Genomic DNA, 18,180 nt, shown 5'->3' with positions numbered 1-18,180 from the left:
AAGGCGGCCAGGCGCCGGTCGTCCAGCGGATCCGGATCCGTTACGCCAAGCGCGGACCGCTCCGGTTCACCTCCCACCGCGACTTCGCCCGTGCCTTCGAACGGGCGCTGCGCCGCGCCGGCGTACCGATCGCGTTCTCGCAGGGGTTCACCCCGCACCCGAAGATCTCGTACGCCAGCGCGGCGCCGACCGGGGTGGCCAGCGAGGCCGAATACCTGGAGATCGGGCTGCGGGAGAGGACCGACCCCACGCGGTTGCGGCTGGCGCTCGACGCGGCGCTGTCGCCCGGTCTGGACGTCCTCGACGCGGTCGAGGCGACCGGGGGCAGTCTCGCCGACAGGATCGACGCGTCGCACTGGCGGATCGAGTTGCCCGAGGTCACCGGGGCGGTGGCCAGCGCGGCGGTGACGGCATTCACGTCCGCGTCCGAGGTGCTGGTCGAGCGTATGACGAAGCAGGGCAGACGCACCTTCGACGCCCGGGGCGCGGTCCACCGACTGGAAGTGATCGAGGTGCCGCCGGCGCCTTCCGAGGTCACAGCCGTACCGTGTGCGATACTCGACCTAGTCGTACGGCAGGTGACCCCCTCCGTGCGACCCGATGACGTTCTAGCTGGCCTCCGCGTGGTGGCCGACCTGGAGCCGCCGGTATCGCCGCGGGCGACCCGGCTGGCGCAGGGCACGCTGACCGCGCAGGGGGACGTCGCGGATCCGTTGGAGGCGGACCGCGTCGGAGCGCTCATCGGTGAACGCTAGCCGGGTTCCGGCCGGCGGTCAGCAGCCAGACTTCGGCGGCCAGGTGCACCTCACGGCCGCCGGAAACACCTTTGCGGCAACCCTGCGTGGCAGCGCTCACCCGCGCCCGGGGCAGCCAGAACTGGAGAACGTCCATGCTCGACAACGAGCCCGAGGGCGGCGAACGGACCGGATCACAGCCGGCCGCGGAAACCGCTGAAACCACACCTGTACGCCGTACCCGCACCACCCGTCGCCGGGCGGGCACCGCGGCCGCAGCGGAGCAGCCGGCGGCCGAGTCCGCCGCGACGCCCGAGGCGGCGGCGGCGCCCGAAGTCGCGGCGGAGCAGCCGCCGGTGAAGGCGGTACGCCGACGTCGTAAAGCGGTCGTAACGGACCAACCGGACGATCCGAGTGTGTCTGCGCAAGATGCCGCGAACACCCCGGATGTTACCGAATCGGGCGCCGCCGAGGCGCCCGCCGCACCGGTCAAGGCGACCCGGACCCGCCGCAAGAAGGCCGTACCGGCCGCGGCGGAGGCCGCCGTCGAGGCGGCCGCCGAGGCCCCGGTGGTCGCGGCCACTGCGGCCACCACCGATCCGGCGCCGGTCGGTGCCGTCGGTGAACCGGTCGTGCCACCCGCGCCCGAGGCCGGCCCGCCGGCGACCGCGCCGGCCGAGGCCGAGCCGGTCGAGGAAGCGCCCCGTACCCGCCGCCGCCGGGCCGCCCTGTCGGCACCGACCGTGCTGTTCATGGCGCCCGAGCCGGAGGAGCCGCAGCCGAGGCGTCGCCGGGCCGCGGCCGTCGAGCCGGTCGGGGCCGCCCCGGCCGCCGTCGAGCCCGCCGCTGTCGAGCCCGCCGCCGCGCCCGAGGGCGACGAGACCGCCGAGGAGGCCGCCGAGCCGACCCGCCGGCGGCGGCGCGGTCGCCGTACCGCCGAGGTCGCCGAGACGGTGACCGAGGAGCCTGCCGCCGAAGAGGAGGCGGAAGAGGCCGAGGACGAAGACGAGGACGAGGAGACCGACGAGACCGGCGCGGTCCGGCGGCGGCGCCGGCGCGGCCGGCGTGGTCGCGGCCGGGGCAAGGGCGGCGCCGACGAGGGCGACGAGGACGACGAGGAGTCCGCCGAGGCGCAGACCGACGAGGACGACGAGGAGAGCGGCGAGGGCGACGAGGAGGGCGAGGGCCTGACCCGGCGCCGCCGGCGGCGCCGCCGGAAGGGCGCCGGCGACGTCGAGTCGGCCGCCGAGGACGGCGTCCACACCGTCGTACGCATCCGCGAGCCGCGCCGGACCACCGACGAGGTGCAGGGCGTCTCCGGCTCCACCCGGCTGGAGGCCAAGCGGCAGCGCCGCCGGGACGGCCGTGAGCAGCGGCGTACCCGCCCGCCGATCCTGAGCGAGTCGGAGTTCCTGGCCCGCCGCGAGGCGGTCGACCGGGTGATGGTCGTACGCCAGCGCGGCGACCGTACCCAGATCGCCGTGCTGGAGGACGGCGTGCTGGTCGAGCACTACGTGACCCGTGCGTCGGCCGGCACCATGGCCGGCAACGTCTACCTCGGCAAGGTGCAGAACGTCCTGCCGAGCATGGAGGCGGCGTTCGTCGACGTCGGCCGGGGCCGCAACGCGGTGCTCTACGCCGGCGAGGTCAACTGGGACAGCACCGGCCTCGAGGGCCGGGCCCGGTCGATCGAGCAGGCGCTGCGCTCCGGCGACTCGGTGCTCGTACAGGTCACCAAGGACCCGATCGGGCACAAGGGCGCCCGGCTGACCAGCCACATCGCGCTCTCCGGCCGGCACCTGGTCTACGTACCCGGAGGCAACGCCTCGGGGATCAGCCGCAAGCTGCCCGACAACGAGCGCAAGCGGCTGCGTGACATCCTCAAGAAGCTGATCCCGGAGGGCGCGGGCGTGATCGTCCGCACCGCGGCCGAGGGTGCCACCGAGGACGAGCTGGCCCGCGACGTGAAGCGGCTCCAGGCGCAGTGGGAGGACATCCAGGCCAAGGCCGCCCAGGGTGGCGCGCCGGCGCTGCTGTCCGAGGAGCCCGACCTGGTCATCCGGGTCGTCCGGGACCTGTTCAACGAGGACTTCCGCGAGCTGGTCGTGCAGGGCGACGGCGCGTACGAGATGGTGGAGTCGTACCTGGCGCACGTGTCACCGGACCTGGTGAACCGGCTGCGGCGGCACACCGCGGTGGTCGACGTCTTCGCCGAACTGCGCATCGACGAGCAGATCCTCAAGGGGCTGGACCGGAAGGTGTTCCTGCCGTCCGGCGGCCACCTGGTCATCGACCGCACCGAGGCGATGACGGTGGTGGACGTCAACACCGGCAAGTACACCGGTGCGGGCGGCAACCTGGAGGAGACGGTCACCCGCAACAACCTCGAGGCGGCCGAGGAGATCGTGCGCCAGCTGCGGCTGCGCGACCTCGGCGGCATCGTGGTCATCGACTTCATCGACATGGTGCTGGAGTCCAACCGCGAGCTGGTGCTCCGCCGGCTCACCGAGTGCCTCGGCCGGGACCGCACCAAGCACCAGGTCACGGAGATCACCTCGCTCGGCCTGGTGCAGATGACCCGTAAGCGGATCGGCGCGGGGCTGCTGGAGGCGTTCAGCGAGACCTGCGACTGCTGCAAGGGCCGGGGCCTGATCATCCACACCGAGCCGGTGCCGGAGAAGCCCAAGACCGGTGGCGCGGCGGAGCGGGTCAAGGCGGTCGCCGCGGCCCCGGCCGCGCCGGCGACGACCACCCCGCCGGCCCCGGCCGCCACCACCTCCGGTACCACCCGGCGGCGGGGGCGCAAGGTCACGGTCGCCGAGCCGGCGCCGCCGCCGGTGTCGGAATACGAGGACACCATGGGCTACGACCTGTCGCGCTACGAGACGGAGACGTCGAACGGGGTGGTCGAGACGCCACCGGTCGAGCCGGCCCGGCTGGCCGGTGCCGACGATCCCGACGCCGTCGACGAGTCGGGCGAGGGGGACGACGACGAGTCGGGTTCGACCGGCCGGCGCCGTGCCCGCCGCGGCAGCACCCGGCGTCGTACCCGGCCGTAGCGCCGGCCGGTACGGGTGTGCCGGCTGGTGACAGCTGTGCCACGCGATGTGTGAACGGGCGGCCTGAGCTGCCCGTTCAACCGCGGGCCCGGGTCCGGCGGCGCTACGCTGTCCTCACCAAGGTCAACTGTTGATCCCTCCGGCCCGCGGGGGCCGCCGGGTGGTTGTGGAAACCCCCGCGCCACCCGGCGTCCTTCCCCGCCGGCCGGAGGTGGCGGCCACCCGTCGCGGGGCGTGGCGGCCACCCGCCCGGCGGGTGCGTCCGCCGGGCGCGGAGGGCGTGCCGCGGCGGCGCCGTTCGGTTAGGGTCGGGCGGGACCGCGGGTGGACCGCCCCGGGCCGGTCCCGACGCCCACCCCCTCCGGGAGACCAACACATGCGACGCCTGCTGGCCGCCGCCGCGCTCGCCGCCGCCCTCCTCGTCAGCGCCGGCTGCTCCGGTGACGAACCGTCCGCCACCCCGACCCCGGGTGACACCGGAACACCCGGTACGGCCGCCGCCACGCCGTCCGTCGCCCCGACCGGGACACCGTCGGACGGGGGATCGGCGCCGGGGGCGGTGCCCACGCCCGGCACCTCGGTCGCGCCGGCGGGCGGCAATGCCCGCGAGGTCTGCGAGACGGCCAGCAAGTCCGCCGCCGACTCGGCCGACACCTACATCACCCAGTTGGGCGCGATGCTCCAGGCGGAGGCGGCCGGCGACACGGCGGGGGCCAACACGGCCCGTACGAAGGCCGAGGCCGCGCTGAAGTCCTGGTCCGCGGCAATGCGCGAACAGGCCGGCCGGGCGACCGACGCCCGGCTCAAGGCGGTGCTGGGGGAGATCGCCACCGAGGTCGGCTCGATGAAGGCCGACGTCGCGAGCGTCGACGGCATGAAGCTCGACGAGCTGCAGCAGCGGCTGGACGCGCTCTGCGGCAACTGAATCCGGCCCCGACCGGGGCCGGTTTGGGAGCCGGGGCGCCCATGGCGTACGCTGACCTGCGGTGCACCTGCGTGTGCCAGGTTGTCGCGTGCCCACTTCATAGTGCGGCCACCGCGAACAGCCACCAGTCATCCACCAGCAGCCAACGACAGGAGTCCGCGTCTCATGTACGCGATCGTCAAGACCGGCGGCAAGCAGTACAAGGTCGCCGAGGGCGACGTGATCGAGGTCGAGAAGCTCGCTGGTGCCCCCGGCGACGCGGTGAAGCTGTCCGCGGTGCTCCTCGTCGACGGTGACGACCTGGTGACCGACGCGGCGAAGCTCGCCGAGGTCGAGGTGTCCGGCGAGATCGCCGCGCACACCAAGGGTCCGAAGATCCGGATCCACAAGTTCAAGAACAAGACCGGCTACCACAAGCGCCAGGGTCACCGCCAGCCGCTGACCCAGGTCAAGGTGACCGGCATCTCCAGCGGGAAGTAGGCGTCCAGATGGCTCACAAAAAGGGTGCGTCCAGCTCGCGTAACGGTCGTGACTCCGCGGCCCAGCGGCTCGGCGTCAAGCGTTTCGGTGGGCAGGTGGTCAGCGCCGGCGAGATCCTGATCCGTCAGCGCGGCACCAAGTTCCACCCGGGCGACCTGGTCGGCCGTGGCAGCGACGACACGCTGTTCGCCCTGGCCGCGGGCGCGGTCCAGTTCGGCACCAAGCGGGGTCGCAAGACCGTCAGCATCGTGCCGGCACAGCAGTAGCTTCTTCGTCGAAGCGGGCCGCGGACACCGTCCCGGCCCGCTTTCGCGTTTCCCAAGGTTGAGAGGATCACGTCGTGGCGACGTTCGTTGACCGGGTCGTCCTGCACCTGCAGGCCGGCGACGGCGGGCACGGCTGTGTCTCCATCCACCGGGAGAAGTTCAAGCCGCTCGGTGGGCCGGACGGCGGCGACGGCGGCCACGGCGGCAGCGTCTCGCTGGTGGTCGACCCGCAGGTGCACACCCTGCTCGACTTCCACTTCCGGCCGCACGTCAAGGCCGAGAACGGCAAGGGCGGCGCCGGCTCGAACCGGGACGGGGCGAACGGCACCGACCTCGTCCTGAAGGTGCCGGACGGCACCGTCGTACAGACCCCCGACGGCGACGTGCTGGCCGACCTCGTCGGCGCCGGCACCACCTTCCACGTGGCCCGGGGCGGGCGCGGGGGACGGGGCAACGCCGGGTTGGCCAACTCCCGTCGCAAGGCGCCCGGCTTCGCCGAACTCGGCGAGCCCGGCGACCGGCTCGACGTCGTCCTCGAACTGAAGAGCGTCGCCGACGTCGGCCTCGTCGGCTTTCCGTCGGCGGGCAAGTCGTCGCTGATCTCGGTCATCTCCGCCGCCAAGCCGAAGATCGCCGACTACCCGTTCACGACGCTCGTACCCAACCTCGGCGTGGTGCAGGCCGGCGAGCAGACGTTCACCGTCGCCGACGTACCGGGGCTCATTCCCGGTGCGGCCACCGGCAAGGGGCTGGGCCTGGAGTTCCTCCGTCACATCGAGCGGTGCTCGGTGCTGGTGCACGTGGTCGACGCCGCCACCCTCGAACCCGGCCGCGACCCGCTCGCCGACATCGACGCGATCGAGGCCGAACTGGCCGCGTACGGCGGGCTCGCCGAGCGGCCCCGGCTGGTCGTGCTCAACAAGATCGACATACCTGACGGGCGCGACATGGCCGACATCGTCCGCGCCGACGTCGAGGCCCGTGGCATGCGGGTCTTCGAGACCAGCGCGGCAACCCGCGAGGGGCTGCGCGAACTCAAGTACGCGATGGCGGAGCTGGTCGCGGTGGCCCGGACGCAGGAGGCCCCGGTCGAGGCGACCCGGATCGTGATCCGCCCGACCGCGGTCGACGACGCCGGGTTCACCATCGAGCAGGCGGCCGACGGCGCGTTCGTCGTTCGTGGCCCGCGCCCCGAACGCTGGGTACGCCAGACCAACTTCGACAACGACGAGGCGGTCGGCTATCTCGCCGACCGGTTGGCCCGGCTCGGCGTGGAGGAGCAGCTCGGCAAGGCCGGTGCGGAACCCGGCAGCCTGGTCCGGATCGGCGACCGCGAGTTCGACTGGCAGCCCACGCACTACGCCGGCGCCGACTTCGTACCCGGGGCGCGGGGCACCGACATCCGCTTGGAGGAGCGGTCCGGCCGGGCCAGCGCGGCGCAGCGGCTCGCCGCCCGCAAGGCCCGCCGCCAGCGGTTCGAGGACCGGCTGGAGCAGCCGGTGGCGGTCGAGGGCACCGACGAGGAGTCGTAGCGGTCCGGCGGGCCGTCCCGACGGCGGCCGGTGGTACCGACGCCGATATGTCTCGGGCGGGCCGGGGTTGGTCCATACTCGGGCAACCTTCCGGAAATCAGACCCTTCTACAGTTGGCCCGTGCTGATCCAGCGTCGCCCACCCACCGACCCCGAACTCGCCGCCCTGGTGGCCACCCAGCAGCGTGAGCTGCGTGAGGCCGACGGCGGGCTCGACGGGCAGGTCTTCATGCCGCACGACGACGCCCGCTACCTGGCCGGCGTCGTCGACGGACGGACCGTCGCCTGCGGCGCCGTACAGGCGCTCGACGCGCAGGCCGCCGAGATCAAACGTATGTACGTCCGGCCGGCGTACCGCCGGCGGGGCCTCGCCCGCCAGCTCCTCACCGCGTTGGAGGAGCTGGCGTACGAGTCCGGGCACACGACCGTACGGCTGGAGACCGGGGTGTACCTGCCGTCCGCGATCGCGCTCTACCTCTCGGCCGGCTACGAGAAGATCCCGGTGTACGGCGAGTACGTCGACAACCCATACAGCGTGTGCTTCGAGAAGCGGCTGCCGGTACCCGCCTGACCTTCAGGTGAGCAGGCCGATCGCCTGCCGGGCGCGGAACACCGTACCCTCGACCGCCTCCCGGGCCCGCTGCGCGCCGTCGGCCAGCACCCGCCGGACGTACCCGGGGTCGCGGGACAGTTCGGCGTACCGGGACTGGAGCGGGTGCAGGACGCCGACGACCGCCTCGGTCACCGCCGCCTTGAGCCGTCCGTACGACGGGTGGTCGGCGGCCAGTGCGGCGGGCGACCCGCCCACGCAGGCGGCCAGGATCTCCAGCAGGTTCGCCACCCCCGGCCGCAGGTCGGGGTCGTACGCCACGGTCGGCTCCGAGTCGGTGACCGCGCGGGCCACCTTGCGCCGGACCAGGTCCGGCGGGTCGAGCAGGAAGATGGTGCCGCTGGCGCCGGAGGTGGTCTTGCCCATCTTCGCGGTCGGGTCGGCCAGGTCCATCACCCGGGCCGCGACCTCGGGATGCACCGCGCGCGGCACCACGAAGGTCTCGCCGTAGCTGCCGTTGAACCGGGTGGCGATCTCCCGGGTCAGTTCGAGGTGCTGGCGCTGGTCTTCGCCGACCGGCACGTCCCGGGCGTCGTGCAGCAGGATGTCGGCCGCCATCAGAACCGGATAGGTGAGCAGGCTGAGCCGTACGTGCCGCTGCGTCGCCGACTTCTCCCGGAACTGGATCATCCGGTGCGCCTCGCCGTAGCCGGTGGCGCATTCCAGCAGGTAGTGCAGTTCGGTGTGGGCGGGCACCTGCGACTGGACGTAGAAGGTGGCCCGGTCGGGGTCGAGGCCGGCGGCGAGCATGGTCGTTGCCTGCTCCATGGTGAACGCCCGCAACGCCCCCGGATCGTGCCGGACCGTCATCGCGTGCAGGTCGGCGAGGAAGACGACGGAATCGGTGCGGCGGTGGGCCCGGACCATCGGGGCGATCGCCCCGAGCAGGTTGCCCAGGTGCAGGTGGCCGGTGGGCTTGAAGCCGGAGAGACTGACCCCGGGCGCGGCGGGGGCGGCGGCGCCGGTGGTCGGGGTGGCGGTGGCTGTCGGGTTCGCGGTCATCGGTCGGCTCCTTCGCCGTACGGTCGACCGCCCGTCCCCCGGGGTACGCAGATCGGCCGCCCGGAGGTCCGGGCGGCCGATGCTGGGGTCTTGGGGTGCGCGGATGCGTGGCCGCCCGTCAGGGCGCCCACCAACGAAGGTTCGGGGTCATCCGCACCCGCTCAGCCTAACAGGGGCGGGGCAGGCTCAGGCGACGTCGAACTCGCCGAGCTGGGCGCCACCGACGAACGCGTCCCACTCGGAGCGGGTGAACACCAGCACCGGACCGTCGGGGTCGGCGGAGTTGCGCAGGCCGATCAGGTCGTCGACGAAGGCGACCTCGACGGCGCCGTCCGACGCGTCGCCCTCGGCGCGCTGCCACACCGCCCGGGACAGGTCGAAGTCACCCTTCGGGTGTCCGGTGACGGTGGACTCCTGCTGCACGTGATCGGTCACGGGGTCAGGCTATACGTAACACGGTTGCGGTGTGGGGCAGGATGACGGGATGACCAGCCTCACGAGGGCCGAGGCCGCCGACCGCGCCGCGCTGCTCACCGTCGACTCCTACGCCATCGACCTCGACCTGACCACGGGCGACACCCGTTTCCGGTCGACGACGACCATCCGGTTCCGTGCCGCCCGGCCCGGCAGTGCCACGTTCGTCGAGGTCAAGCCGGCGCAACTGCGCTCGGTACGGCTCAACGGCAGCCCGGTCGACCCGGCCGCCCTCGACGACAACCGGCTGCCGCTGCCCGACCTGCGGGCCGAGAACGTGCTCGTCGTCGAGGCCGAGATGGCGTACACCCGTACGGGTGAGGGGCTGCACCGGTTCGTCGACCCGGCCGACGGTGAGACGTACCTCTACGCGATGTCCTTCCTGGACGACGGGCAGCGCATCTTCGCCGGCTTCGACCAGCCCGACCTGAAGGCGCCGGTCACCCTGTCGGTCACCGCCCCGCCGGGCTGGCTCGTGGCGGCCAACGGCGCGCTCGAGGATACGGCCACCGACGGCCGGTGGCGGTTCGAAACGACCCGGCCGCTGGCGACGTATTTCGTGTCCCTGATCGCCGGGCCATACCACGTCCGGCACGACGAGCACGACGGCGTGCCCCTGGCGGTCTACTGTCGACGGTCGCTCGCCGCGCACCTGGACAAGGACATCGACGAGATCTTCACCGTCACCAGGCAGTGCCTCGACCGGTTCCACCAGCTCTTCGACGTGCGCTACCCGTTCGGCAAGTACGACCAGGCGTTCGTGCCCGAGTTCAACGCCGGCGCGATGGAGAACCCCGGGCTGGTCACCCTCCGCGACGACTACGTCTTCCGGTCGGCGGTCACCGACAGCCAGCGCGAGCTGCGGGCCTGCACGATCGCGCACGAGATGGCCCACATGTGGTTCGGCGACCTGGTCACCATGCGTTGGTGGGACGACCTGTGGCTCAACGAGTCGTTCGCCGAATACCTCGGCAGCCGGGTCACCGCCGAGGCGACCCGGTTCACCGACGCGTGGACCACCTTCGGCCTGCGTTGCAAGGGCTGGGGTTACGCCGCGGACCAGCGCCCGTCGACGCACCCGGTGGCACCCGACGAGGTGGTCGACTCCGCGCAGGCGCTGCTCAACTTCGACGGCATCTCCTACGCCAAGGGTGCCTCGGTGCTGCGGCAACTCGTCGCCTGGCTCGGCGACGAGGCGTTCCTGGCCGGGCTCAACGCGCACTTCGCCGAGCACGCGTACGGCAACGCGACGCTCGCCGACCTGCTCGCCGCCCTGTGCCGGGCCAGTGGCCGGGACCTGTCCGGCTGGGCCGACGGGTGGCTGCGCCAGGCGCAGGTCAACACGCTGCGCGTCGAGGTCGAGGTGGACGGCGACGGCCGCTACACCGAGGTCGCCGTCGTGCAGACGGCTCCGACGAGCCATCCCGTCCTGCGCCCGCACCGGATCGGGCTCGGCCTCTTCGACCGGTCCGGCGCCGGTGTCGTGCTGCGTGAACGGCTCGAGATCGACCTCGACCCGGCCACGGACGGCGGGCGTACGGTCGTCGAGGGGCTGCGCGGTCAGGTCGCGGCCGACCTGCTGCTGCCCAACCACGGCGACCTGACGTTCGCCAAGATACGCCTCGACGACGCGTCGGCCGCGGCCGTACCGGCGGTCCTGCCGGCGCTCGACGACTCGCTGGCCCGCGCGGTGCTGTGGACCGAGATGGTCGAGGCGGTACGCGACGCCGAGCGGCCGGTCGGTGAGCTGGTGGCCCTCGTCGTCGCCGCGTTGCCGGCGGAGACCGAGGTCGTCGTGGTCGAGGACGTGCTGCGGGCGACCGGCAGGCTGGTCGACCGCCATCTCGACCCGGCGGCCCGGTCGGTCGCGCTGGGCCACCTCACGCGGGCGTGCGACCGGCTCCTCGCCACCGCCGCGCCCGGCGGCTCGGTGCAGCTGGCGGCGGCCCACGGCCTGATCGCGGCGACCGACGACGCGGCCCGGCTGGCCGGCTGGCTCACCGGCGACGGTGTACCGGTCGGCATCGAGGTCGACGACGACCTGCGTTGGATGCTGCTCTACCGGCTCGCGGTGCTCGGCGCGGTCGACCAGGCGGCGATCGACGCCGAGGCGGCCCGGGACCGCAGCGCGGCGGGTGCCGAGTGGGCCGCCAGGTGCACCGCCGCCCGGCCCGATCCGGCCGGCAAGGAGCGGGCCTGGCGGGCGATCATCGGTGACCTGGAGCTGTCGAACCGGCTGATCGAGGCCCGCGCGGCGGGGTTCTGGCAGCCCGAGCAGGTCGAGCTGACCGAATCCTACGTGGAGCGGTACTTCGCCGAGCTGCCGGCGATGGCGCGGGTCCGTACGCCGTGGGTGGCCGACGAGATCGCTGAGCTGGCCTTTCCGGCGTATGCGGTCGCCCCGCGGACCCGCGAGCTGGCGGCGGCGATGTTGGCGCGCGACGACATCGAGCCGGGCCTGCGCCGGATGGTGACCGACGCCGACGACGACCTGCGCCGGGCCCTGGCCGCCCGCACCGCCTCCTGACCGCCGGTGTCGCCCGTCGCGGCGGGTGGACCGTGACGGGCGACACCGGGCGGGCCGGTCCATGATCGGCTTACGATCGATGCGTGGCGGACGGCGCGCGGCGGATCGGGATCATGGGTGGCACGTTCGACCCCATCCATCACGGGCATCTCGTGGCGGCCAGCGAGGTCGCCGACCGGTTCGGGCTGGACGAGGTCGTCTTCGTGCCGACCGGGCAGCCGTGGCAGAAGGAGGACGTGCCGGTCAGCCCGGCCGAGGACCGCTATCTGATGACGGTCGTAGCGACCGCCTCGAACCCGCGTTTCCAGGTGAGCCGCGCAGACGTCGACCGGGACGGGCCGACCTACACCGTTGACACGCTGCGCGACCTGCGGGCCGAGTACGGCCCGGACACCCGGCTGTTCTTCATCACCGGTGCCGACGCCCTGGACAAGATCCTTTCCTGGAAGGACACCGACCAGATGTTCGAGCTGGCGCACTTCATCGGGGTGACCCGGCCCGGGTTCGAACTGTCCGCAGCCCACCTGCCCGACGACGCGGTGAGCCTGGTGCGGGTGCCTGCGATGGCCATCTCGTCGACCGACTGCCGCGCGCGGGTCGCGGCGGGCAAGCCGGTGTGGTATCTGGTGCCGGACGGGGTTGTGCAGTACATCGCAAAACGGCGCCTGTACCAGACGTGATTCGCCCTTCTCGTCCCATATGCCCGAGTAACCGAGCGGCTGGCGACCGGTGTCATGTGAGAGGCTAGACAGGTCTTACGGTCGACCAGAAGGAGAACGGTGACAGTTTCCGACCGCGCCCGCGAACTCGCGCTGGCTGCCGCCCAGGCCGCCGCCGACAAGAAGGCGCAGGACGTCGTCATCATCGACGTCGGGGACCAGCTCGTCATCACCGACGCGTTCCTGCTCGCCTCCGCGCCCAACGAGCGCCAGGTGATCGCCATCGTCGACGCGATCGAGGAGAGCCTGCTGAACCTCCCCGAGAAGGCCAAGCCCGTCCGCCGCGAGGGTGAACGGTCCGGCCGGTGGGTGCTGCTCGACTACGTCGACGTGGTGATCCACGTCCAGCACACCGAGGAGCGGGAGTTCTACGCCCTGGACCGGCTGTGGAAGGACTGCCCGACGATCCCGTTCGTCGACCGGGACCTCGTCGACGCCGAGGCGGGTGCCGGCGAATGACCCGGTTGCTGCTGTGGCGGCACGGCAACACCGACTGGAACGCGATCGACCGGGTGCAGGGCCAGACCGACACGGCCCTCAACGACCTCGGCCGTGAGCAGGCGTTGGCCGCCGCACCGCTGCTGGCCGCCATGCGACCCGACGCGATCGTCGCGAGCGACCTCCAGCGGGCCCGGGACACCGCCGACACCCTGGCCGCACTGACCGGCCTGCCGGTCGGCACCGACGTCCGGCTGCGGGAGCGCTACTACGGCCTCTGGCAGGGCCTCACCTCGCCCGAGATCGCCGAGCGGCACCCGGCCGAGTACGCCCGCTGGCGGTCCGGCGACGAGTCTCCCGGCTGCGAGGTCGAGAGCCTCGACGACATGGGCAAACGGATGGCCGAGGCGTTGCAGGCGGCCGCTGACGCCACCCCGGGCGGCACGATCGTGATCGCCACCCACGGTGGCGCCGCCCGGCAGGGGGTCGGCCACCTGCTGGGCTGGCCGACCTCGATCCTGCACACCGTCGGCCCGCTGCAGAACTGTCACTGGACCGAACTGCGCCTCGAGGCCGGCCGGGGCTGGCGGCTGCGGGCCCACAACGTGGGCGTCAACCCCGCGACCACCATCCCCGCCGGCACCTGACCCCGACTCGCGTCCGCGGCCGCTGCCGCCGTTCACCCGATCGGCGGCAGCGGCCCTGATCGGCTACCGTGCCGGAATGTCCGTCGCCGTCGTCACCGACTCCACCGCCTACCTGCCGGTCGAGCTGGCCGGAGCACACGACCTGACCGTCGTGCCGCTGACCGTGGTCGTCAACGGTGTCGACGGCAGCGAGGGCGTCGACGTCACCACCGACCAGGTCGCCCGGGCCCTGACCGCCCGGCGCACCGCGGTCACCACCTCGCGCCCCGCCCCCGAACAGTTCCTCCGGACCTACCGACGGCTGCTCGACAGCGGCGCCACGGCCGTGCTGTCGGTGCACCTGTCCGCCGAACTGTCCGGCACCGTCGACGCCGCCCGGATCGCCGCCGCCGACATCGGCGACCGGGTCGCCGTCGTCGACGCCCGGTCGACCGGGATGGGACTCGGCTTCCCCGCGCTCGCGGCCGGCGCGGTCGCCGCCCGGGGCGCGGACCTCGACCGGGTACGGCAGGTCGCCCTCGACACGATCGACCGCACCAGCGCCCTGTTCTACGTCGACACGCTGGAGTTCCTTCGCAAGGGCGGCCGGATCACGGCGGCGTCCGCACTGCTCGGCACCGCCCTGTCGGTCAAGCCGATCCTGCACGTCGTGGGCGGCGCGATCGTCATCCGGGAGAAGGTGCGTACGCCCAGTCGTGGCCTCGCCCGGCTCGTCGACCTGGCCGTCGAGGCCGCCGGCGACGCCGACGTGGACCTGGCGGTGCACCACTTCGCCGCGCCGGAGCGGGCCGCCGGTCTCGCCGAGGCGCTCACCGGCCGGCTGGGGGAGCGGTTGCACGACGTGTACGTGACCGAGATCGGGGCGGTCGTCGCCGCCCACGCCGGCCCGGGCCTCGCCTGCGTGGTCGTCCACCGCCGCCCCTGACCCGTACCCGGCCGCCTCGTTGCGGCATGCCGGGGAGCGGTGTGGCCGGGATGCGTGGGGCCGCCGTCGCGGTGGGTGCCATAGCAGAGATTCGCATGATCAGGCTTCCGTCCACAGGGGACCCGGTCGTCCACAGCGCGGCGTCTCGGGAGCGCCGGTCCCCGGCCCGCCCCCATAGCGTCGCCGCGTGTCCGACGATGACGAGACCGTCGTAAGCCAGCGCCTGATGCGGCTGGCCGACCGGCCGGTCGCCCTACGCCAGCGCGACGGTGCGGACGTGCCCGGCTCCGGTGTGGCCGACCCACGCCCGCGGGCCGGGCCGTTCCTGGATCCGTTGCGGCATCCGCTGCGGGCCATGGCGCCCGGGCACGACCCGGTGGGCGCGCCACCGGCGGTCGGTGCTCCGGTGGTCGGGGACACCGCCGCGGGGTCGCGGCCGGTCGGACCCGTGGTGGACCCGCCGGTCGGATGGCCCGGCGCGGACGTCGGTCCGCGGCCGGACCGGCTCGGCGATCCGCCGGACTGGCCCTGGCTCACCCGGAGCCCGACCGCCGACCCGTCGACGGTCGGGCGGGACACCCGCCGGGCCGACCCGCCGACCACCCCGGCCCGGCCGCTCGCCTGGGAAGCGGAGGCCGATCCGCCCGCCGATCCGTCGGCCGGGGCGCCGCCGAGCCGGCTCGGCGGCGCCGGGGCGTTCGATCCGGGGCGGCGGGGTGTGAAGGCGCTCGCGGCCGTCGCGGCGGTGGTCGTCGTCGCGGCGGCCGGGTGGGCCTGGTGGGCGCGGCCACGGGAGGAGCCGGTCGTGTCCGCGTCGATGGATCCCGCCGGTGTGGACGCCCCGGCGGAGCCGGCCGGCGCACCGGCCGCGACGGAGGTCGTGGTCGCCGTCGCGGGCAGGGTGCACCGTCCCGGCCTGGTGCGGCTGCCCGCGGGGTCGCGGGTCGCGGACGCGCTCACCGCCGTCGGCGGCGCGCTGCCCGGAGTCGACGTCGCGTTGCTCAATCTCGCCCGCAAGCTGGTCGACGGAGAACTGATCCTCGTCGGTGTCACCGCGCCGCCGGGCGTGCCGGGCGCGGCCGGCAACCCCGCGGGTGGTGAGACCGCCGGAGCGGCACCGGGCGGCAGGCTCAACCTCAACACGGCCACCCTCGCGCAGTTGGACGCTCTGCCCGGCGTGGGCCCGGTGCTGGCCCAACGCATCCTCGACGCCCGCGAACGCCGGGGCGGCTTCCGCAGCGTGGGCGATCTGCGGCAGGTCGACGGGATCGGGGAGAGCCGCTACGAGGAACTCAAGGACCTGGTGACGGTGTGAAGACCCGGGACGGGGACGGCCTTCCCGGCGCCGACGCCCGCCGCGCGGCCGATCCACCCGACCTGCGCCTGGCGGGGTTCGCGGTGGCGACCTGGCTGTCGGCCCTCGGGGCCCTGTACTGGCCCGTGGCGGTCACCGTCGCGGTCGCGGCCGGAGCCGTGCTGACCCTGCTGGCCCTGCTCCTTGGCCCGTCGAGACTCGGCCCGTCGATTTCCGTCCCTCGTTCGGTCGGTCCGTCGGCATCCGGCGCACCGGTCCCGGTCGACCGCCCGCCGGTGGCCCGCCGCCGGCTCCGGACGCCCCGGCCGGACCACCGGCTCTGGATCGCGGTGTCGGTGCTGCTGGGCCTGCTCTGCGGCAGCGCCGCGGCCGGCGCCCGGGTCGCGGTGCGCGACGCCGGACCGGTCACCGATCTCGTGGCCGGCCGCGCCTCGGTGACGGTCGAACTGGTCGTCCGCGACGATCCCCGGCCGGTTGCCGGCTCCGCCGGTCGCCCGCCGCTCTACCTGGTCCGGGCGCAGACCACCTGGATCCGCCCCGACGAGGGCGGCCGGATCGACGCCCGCCTGCGACTGCTCGTCCTGGCCACCGACGCCGGGTGGCGCCCCCTGCTGCCAGGGCAGCGGCTCACCGCGACCGGTCGGCTCGCACAGCCGCGCGGTGGCGACCTGCACGCCGCGGTGCTCAACACCGGCACCGCCCCCGTGCTGGTCGGTGAGCCGTCGTGGGCGCAGCGCGCCGCGGGTTCCCTGCGGGCCGGGCTCCAGTTGGCCTGTGCGCCGCTGCCCGACGAGCCCGGTGGGTTGCTGCCCGGCCTGGTCGTCGGCGACACCAGCCGGCTCGACCCGGCGGTCGAGGAGGACTTCCGGGCCACCGGCATGACGCACCTGGTTGCTGTTTCCGGGTCGAACGTCGCGATTGTCATTGGGCTGGTGCTGTTGCTGGCGCGCTGGGCCCGGGCCGGCCCGTGGCTCGCCGCCACCGCGTGCGCCCTCGCGCTGGTCGGTTTCGTCATTCTGGCCCGACCGTCGCCGAGCGTCGTACGCGCCGGCACGATGGGCGCCATCGCGCTGATCGGGCTCGCGACGGGCCGGCCCCGGGCCGCGCTGCCCGCCCTCGGGGCCGCGGTGACGGTCCTGGTCGTCTACGACCCCGGGTTGGCCGGCGACGCCGGATTCGCCCTGTCGGTACTCGCCACCGGCGGCCTGTTGCTGCTCGCGCCCGGGTGGCGGGACGCGCTGCGCAGGCGTGGGACACCCACCTGGCTCGCCGACGCGCTCGCGGTGCCGGCCGCCGCCCAGCTCGCCTGCGGCCCCGTGGTGGCGGGACTGTCCGGCACGGTCAGCCTGGTGGCCGTACCGGCGAACCTGCTGGCGGTCCCGGCGATCGCGCCGGCCACCGTGCTCGGCGTCGGCGCCGCCGTGGTGTCTCCGCTCTGGCCGGCCGGGGCGGAGTTCGCGGCCTGGCTCGGTGGCTGGCCGGCGTGGTGGCTCGTCGTCGTCGCCCGGTACGGCGCCCGTGCCCCGGCCGGCACCCTGCCCTGGCTCGACGGTGTCGCCGGCGGCCTGTCGTTGGGCCTGCTCACCCTCGTGGTGGTGCGGCTCGCGCGGCGCCCGGCGGTACGGCGGCTGCTGGCGGTCGGCGTCGCGGCGGTGGTCGTCGGGGCACTGCCGGTACGGCTGGCCGCCCCGGGTTGGCCGCCGTCGGGCTGGGTGGTCGCCGCCTGCGCGGTCGGGCAGGGGGACACGGCCGTACTGCCGATCGCGGCGGGGCGCGCGGTGGTGGTTGACGCCGGCCCTGACCCCGCGGCGGCCGACCGTTGCCTGCGCCGGCTCGGGATCCGGGAAGTGTCGCTGCTGGTGATCAGCCATTTCCACGCCGACCACGTCGCCGGACTCGACGGTGTGCTGCGTGGCCGCCGGCTCGGTGCGGTGGTGACGACCGCGTGGCCGGAGCCGGCCGCCGGGCGCGACGCCGTCGAACTGGCCGCCGCCACCCGGGGCGTCGTACCCCGACAGGTCGCTGCCGGCTGGCGGTTCGCGGCCGGTCAGGTGGAGCTCACCGTGGTTGGACCGCCGGAGGGGATGTCCGGCACCCGGTCCGACCCCAACAACAACTCACTCGTCCTGCGGGCCCGGGTCGGCGGGACCACGATGCTGTTCACCGGCGACGCCGAGGAGGAGGAACAGCGTGCGCTGCTCGAACGGTACGGTCCGGCCGGCGTACGGGCGGAGCTGCTCAAGGTTCCCCACCACGGGTCGGTCTACCAGGACGCGGCGTTCCTGGCGGCGGTCGATCCCGCCGTCGCCCTGGTGTCGGTCGGCGTCGACAACGACTACGGACACCCGAATCCGGCCCTGCTCGCCATGCTCACGCGCGGTGGCGCGCGGGTGCTGCGTACCGACGTGGACGGTGACCTCGCCGTGGTCGTCGGCGAGCGGGGGCTCGCGGTGGTCGTACGCGGCCCCGACCACCAGGCCCGCTGACCGGGGCGGCGCGGGTCGGGGGAACGCCGACGGTCTTCGGGT

At 73.8% G+C, this 18,180-nt stretch carries 16 protein-coding genes; 14 read left to right on the top strand and 2 right to left on the bottom strand.

From position 1 onward, the window contains the following. The first annotated feature begins 35 nt into the window (after positions 1-35). The 7 genes from Prubr_RS04140 to Prubr_RS04110 all read left to right on the top strand — a co-directional run bounded on the left by Prubr_RS04140 (position 36) and on the right by Prubr_RS04110 (position 7,566). Positions 36-755 carry a TIGR03936 family radical SAM-associated protein gene (locus tag Prubr_RS04140; RefSeq protein WP_212827450.1) on the top strand — a complete coding sequence of 240 codons (720 nt, stop codon included), beginning with the start codon at positions 36-38 and terminating at the stop codon, positions 753-755. A 134-nt stretch (positions 756-889) separates the two neighbouring features. Next, positions 890-3,793 (top strand): Rne/Rng family ribonuclease, encoded by a 2,904-nt coding sequence (locus tag Prubr_RS04135; RefSeq protein WP_212821825.1) that lies wholly within the window; start codon positions 890-892, stop codon positions 3,791-3,793. Positions 3,794-4,169: 376 nt separating this feature from the next. Then, on the top strand, positions 4,170-4,718 hold the full coding sequence (locus Prubr_RS04130) for a hypothetical protein (protein ID WP_212821821.1): 549 nt from the start codon (positions 4,170-4,172) through the stop codon (positions 4,716-4,718). A gap of 165 nt (positions 4,719-4,883) precedes the next feature. After that, entirely contained in the window at positions 4,884-5,198 is a 315-nt protein-coding gene (gene rplU / locus Prubr_RS04125; protein WP_212821820.1) for a 50S ribosomal protein L21, read from the top strand. Positions 5,199-5,206: 8 nt separating this feature from the next. Then, positions 5,207-5,464 carry a 50S ribosomal protein L27 gene (gene rpmA / locus Prubr_RS04120; RefSeq protein ID WP_212821819.1) on the top strand — a complete coding sequence of 86 codons (258 nt, stop codon included), beginning with the start codon at positions 5,207-5,209 and terminating at the stop codon, positions 5,462-5,464. Positions 5,465-5,538: 74 nt separating this feature from the next. Then, a complete protein-coding gene (gene obgE / locus Prubr_RS04115) occupies positions 5,539-6,996 on the top strand; it encodes a GTPase ObgE (protein WP_212821817.1) in 1,458 nt (485 codons plus the stop codon). 120 nt (positions 6,997-7,116) lie between these two features. Beyond that, positions 7,117-7,566, top strand: a complete 450-nt coding sequence (locus Prubr_RS04110) for a GNAT family N-acetyltransferase (RefSeq protein WP_212821815.1) — start codon at positions 7,117-7,119, stop codon at positions 7,564-7,566. 3 nt (positions 7,567-7,569) lie between these two features. Here the strand turns inward: Prubr_RS04110 and trpS are convergent, their stop codons facing one another. Together trpS and Prubr_RS04100 are read right to left on the bottom strand one after the other, a co-directional pair. After that, complete coding sequence (trpS, locus tag Prubr_RS04105; RefSeq protein ID WP_212821813.1) at positions 7,570-8,607, bottom strand: tryptophan--tRNA ligase; 1,038 nt, start codon at positions 8,605-8,607, stop codon at positions 7,570-7,572. A 186-nt stretch (positions 8,608-8,793) separates the two neighbouring features. Beyond that, the gene (locus Prubr_RS04100) at positions 8,794-9,042 is read right to left on the bottom strand and encodes a DUF397 domain-containing protein (RefSeq protein ID WP_246568289.1); all 249 of its coding nucleotides are present in this window, start codon (positions 9,040-9,042) and stop codon (positions 8,794-8,796) included. 49 nt (positions 9,043-9,091) lie between these two features. On the opposite strand from Prubr_RS04100, the gene pepN reads away from it, so the two are divergent. The 7 genes from pepN to Prubr_RS04065 all read left to right on the top strand — a co-directional run bounded on the left by pepN (position 9,092) and on the right by Prubr_RS04065 (position 18,138). After that, positions 9,092-11,608 carry an aminopeptidase N gene (gene pepN, locus Prubr_RS04095; protein ID WP_212821811.1) on the top strand — a complete coding sequence of 839 codons (2,517 nt, stop codon included), beginning with the start codon at positions 9,092-9,094 and terminating at the stop codon, positions 11,606-11,608. A gap of 83 nt (positions 11,609-11,691) precedes the next feature. Then, positions 11,692-12,288 (top strand): nicotinate-nucleotide adenylyltransferase, encoded by a 597-nt coding sequence (gene nadD / locus Prubr_RS04090; RefSeq protein ID WP_212821808.1) that lies wholly within the window; start codon positions 11,692-11,694, stop codon positions 12,286-12,288. A gap of 99 nt (positions 12,289-12,387) precedes the next feature. Continuing rightward, positions 12,388-12,786, top strand: coding sequence for a ribosome silencing factor (gene rsfS / locus Prubr_RS04085; protein ID WP_212821805.1), 399 nt, complete (start codon positions 12,388-12,390; stop codon positions 12,784-12,786). After that, a complete protein-coding gene (locus Prubr_RS04080) occupies positions 12,783-13,412 on the top strand; it encodes a histidine phosphatase family protein (RefSeq protein WP_212821802.1) in 630 nt (209 codons plus the stop codon). Before rsfS ends, Prubr_RS04080 begins: the two co-directional genes overlap by 4 nt. A gap of 76 nt (positions 13,413-13,488) precedes the next feature. After that, positions 13,489-14,337: a DegV family protein gene (locus Prubr_RS04075; RefSeq protein ID WP_212821799.1), complete on the top strand. Its 849-nt coding sequence runs from the start codon at positions 13,489-13,491 to the stop codon at positions 14,335-14,337. A 187-nt stretch (positions 14,338-14,524) separates the two neighbouring features. Next, positions 14,525-15,652 carry a helix-hairpin-helix domain-containing protein gene (locus Prubr_RS38120; protein ID WP_425517983.1) on the top strand — a complete coding sequence of 376 codons (1,128 nt, stop codon included), beginning with the start codon at positions 14,525-14,527 and terminating at the stop codon, positions 15,650-15,652. Beyond that, positions 15,649-18,138 carry a ComEC/Rec2 family competence protein gene (locus Prubr_RS04065; RefSeq protein WP_212821782.1) on the top strand — a complete coding sequence of 830 codons (2,490 nt, stop codon included), beginning with the start codon at positions 15,649-15,651 and terminating at the stop codon, positions 18,136-18,138. The genes Prubr_RS38120 and Prubr_RS04065 overlap by 4 nt, the downstream gene beginning before the upstream one ends. Positions 18,139-18,180 lie beyond the last annotated feature (42 nt).

The sequence above is a fragment of the Polymorphospora rubra genome (assembly GCF_018324255.1).
Taxonomy (GTDB): Bacteria; Actinomycetota; Actinomycetes; order Mycobacteriales; family Micromonosporaceae; genus Polymorphospora; species Polymorphospora rubra.
This window is presented reverse-complemented; position numbering and strand designations above follow the sequence as displayed.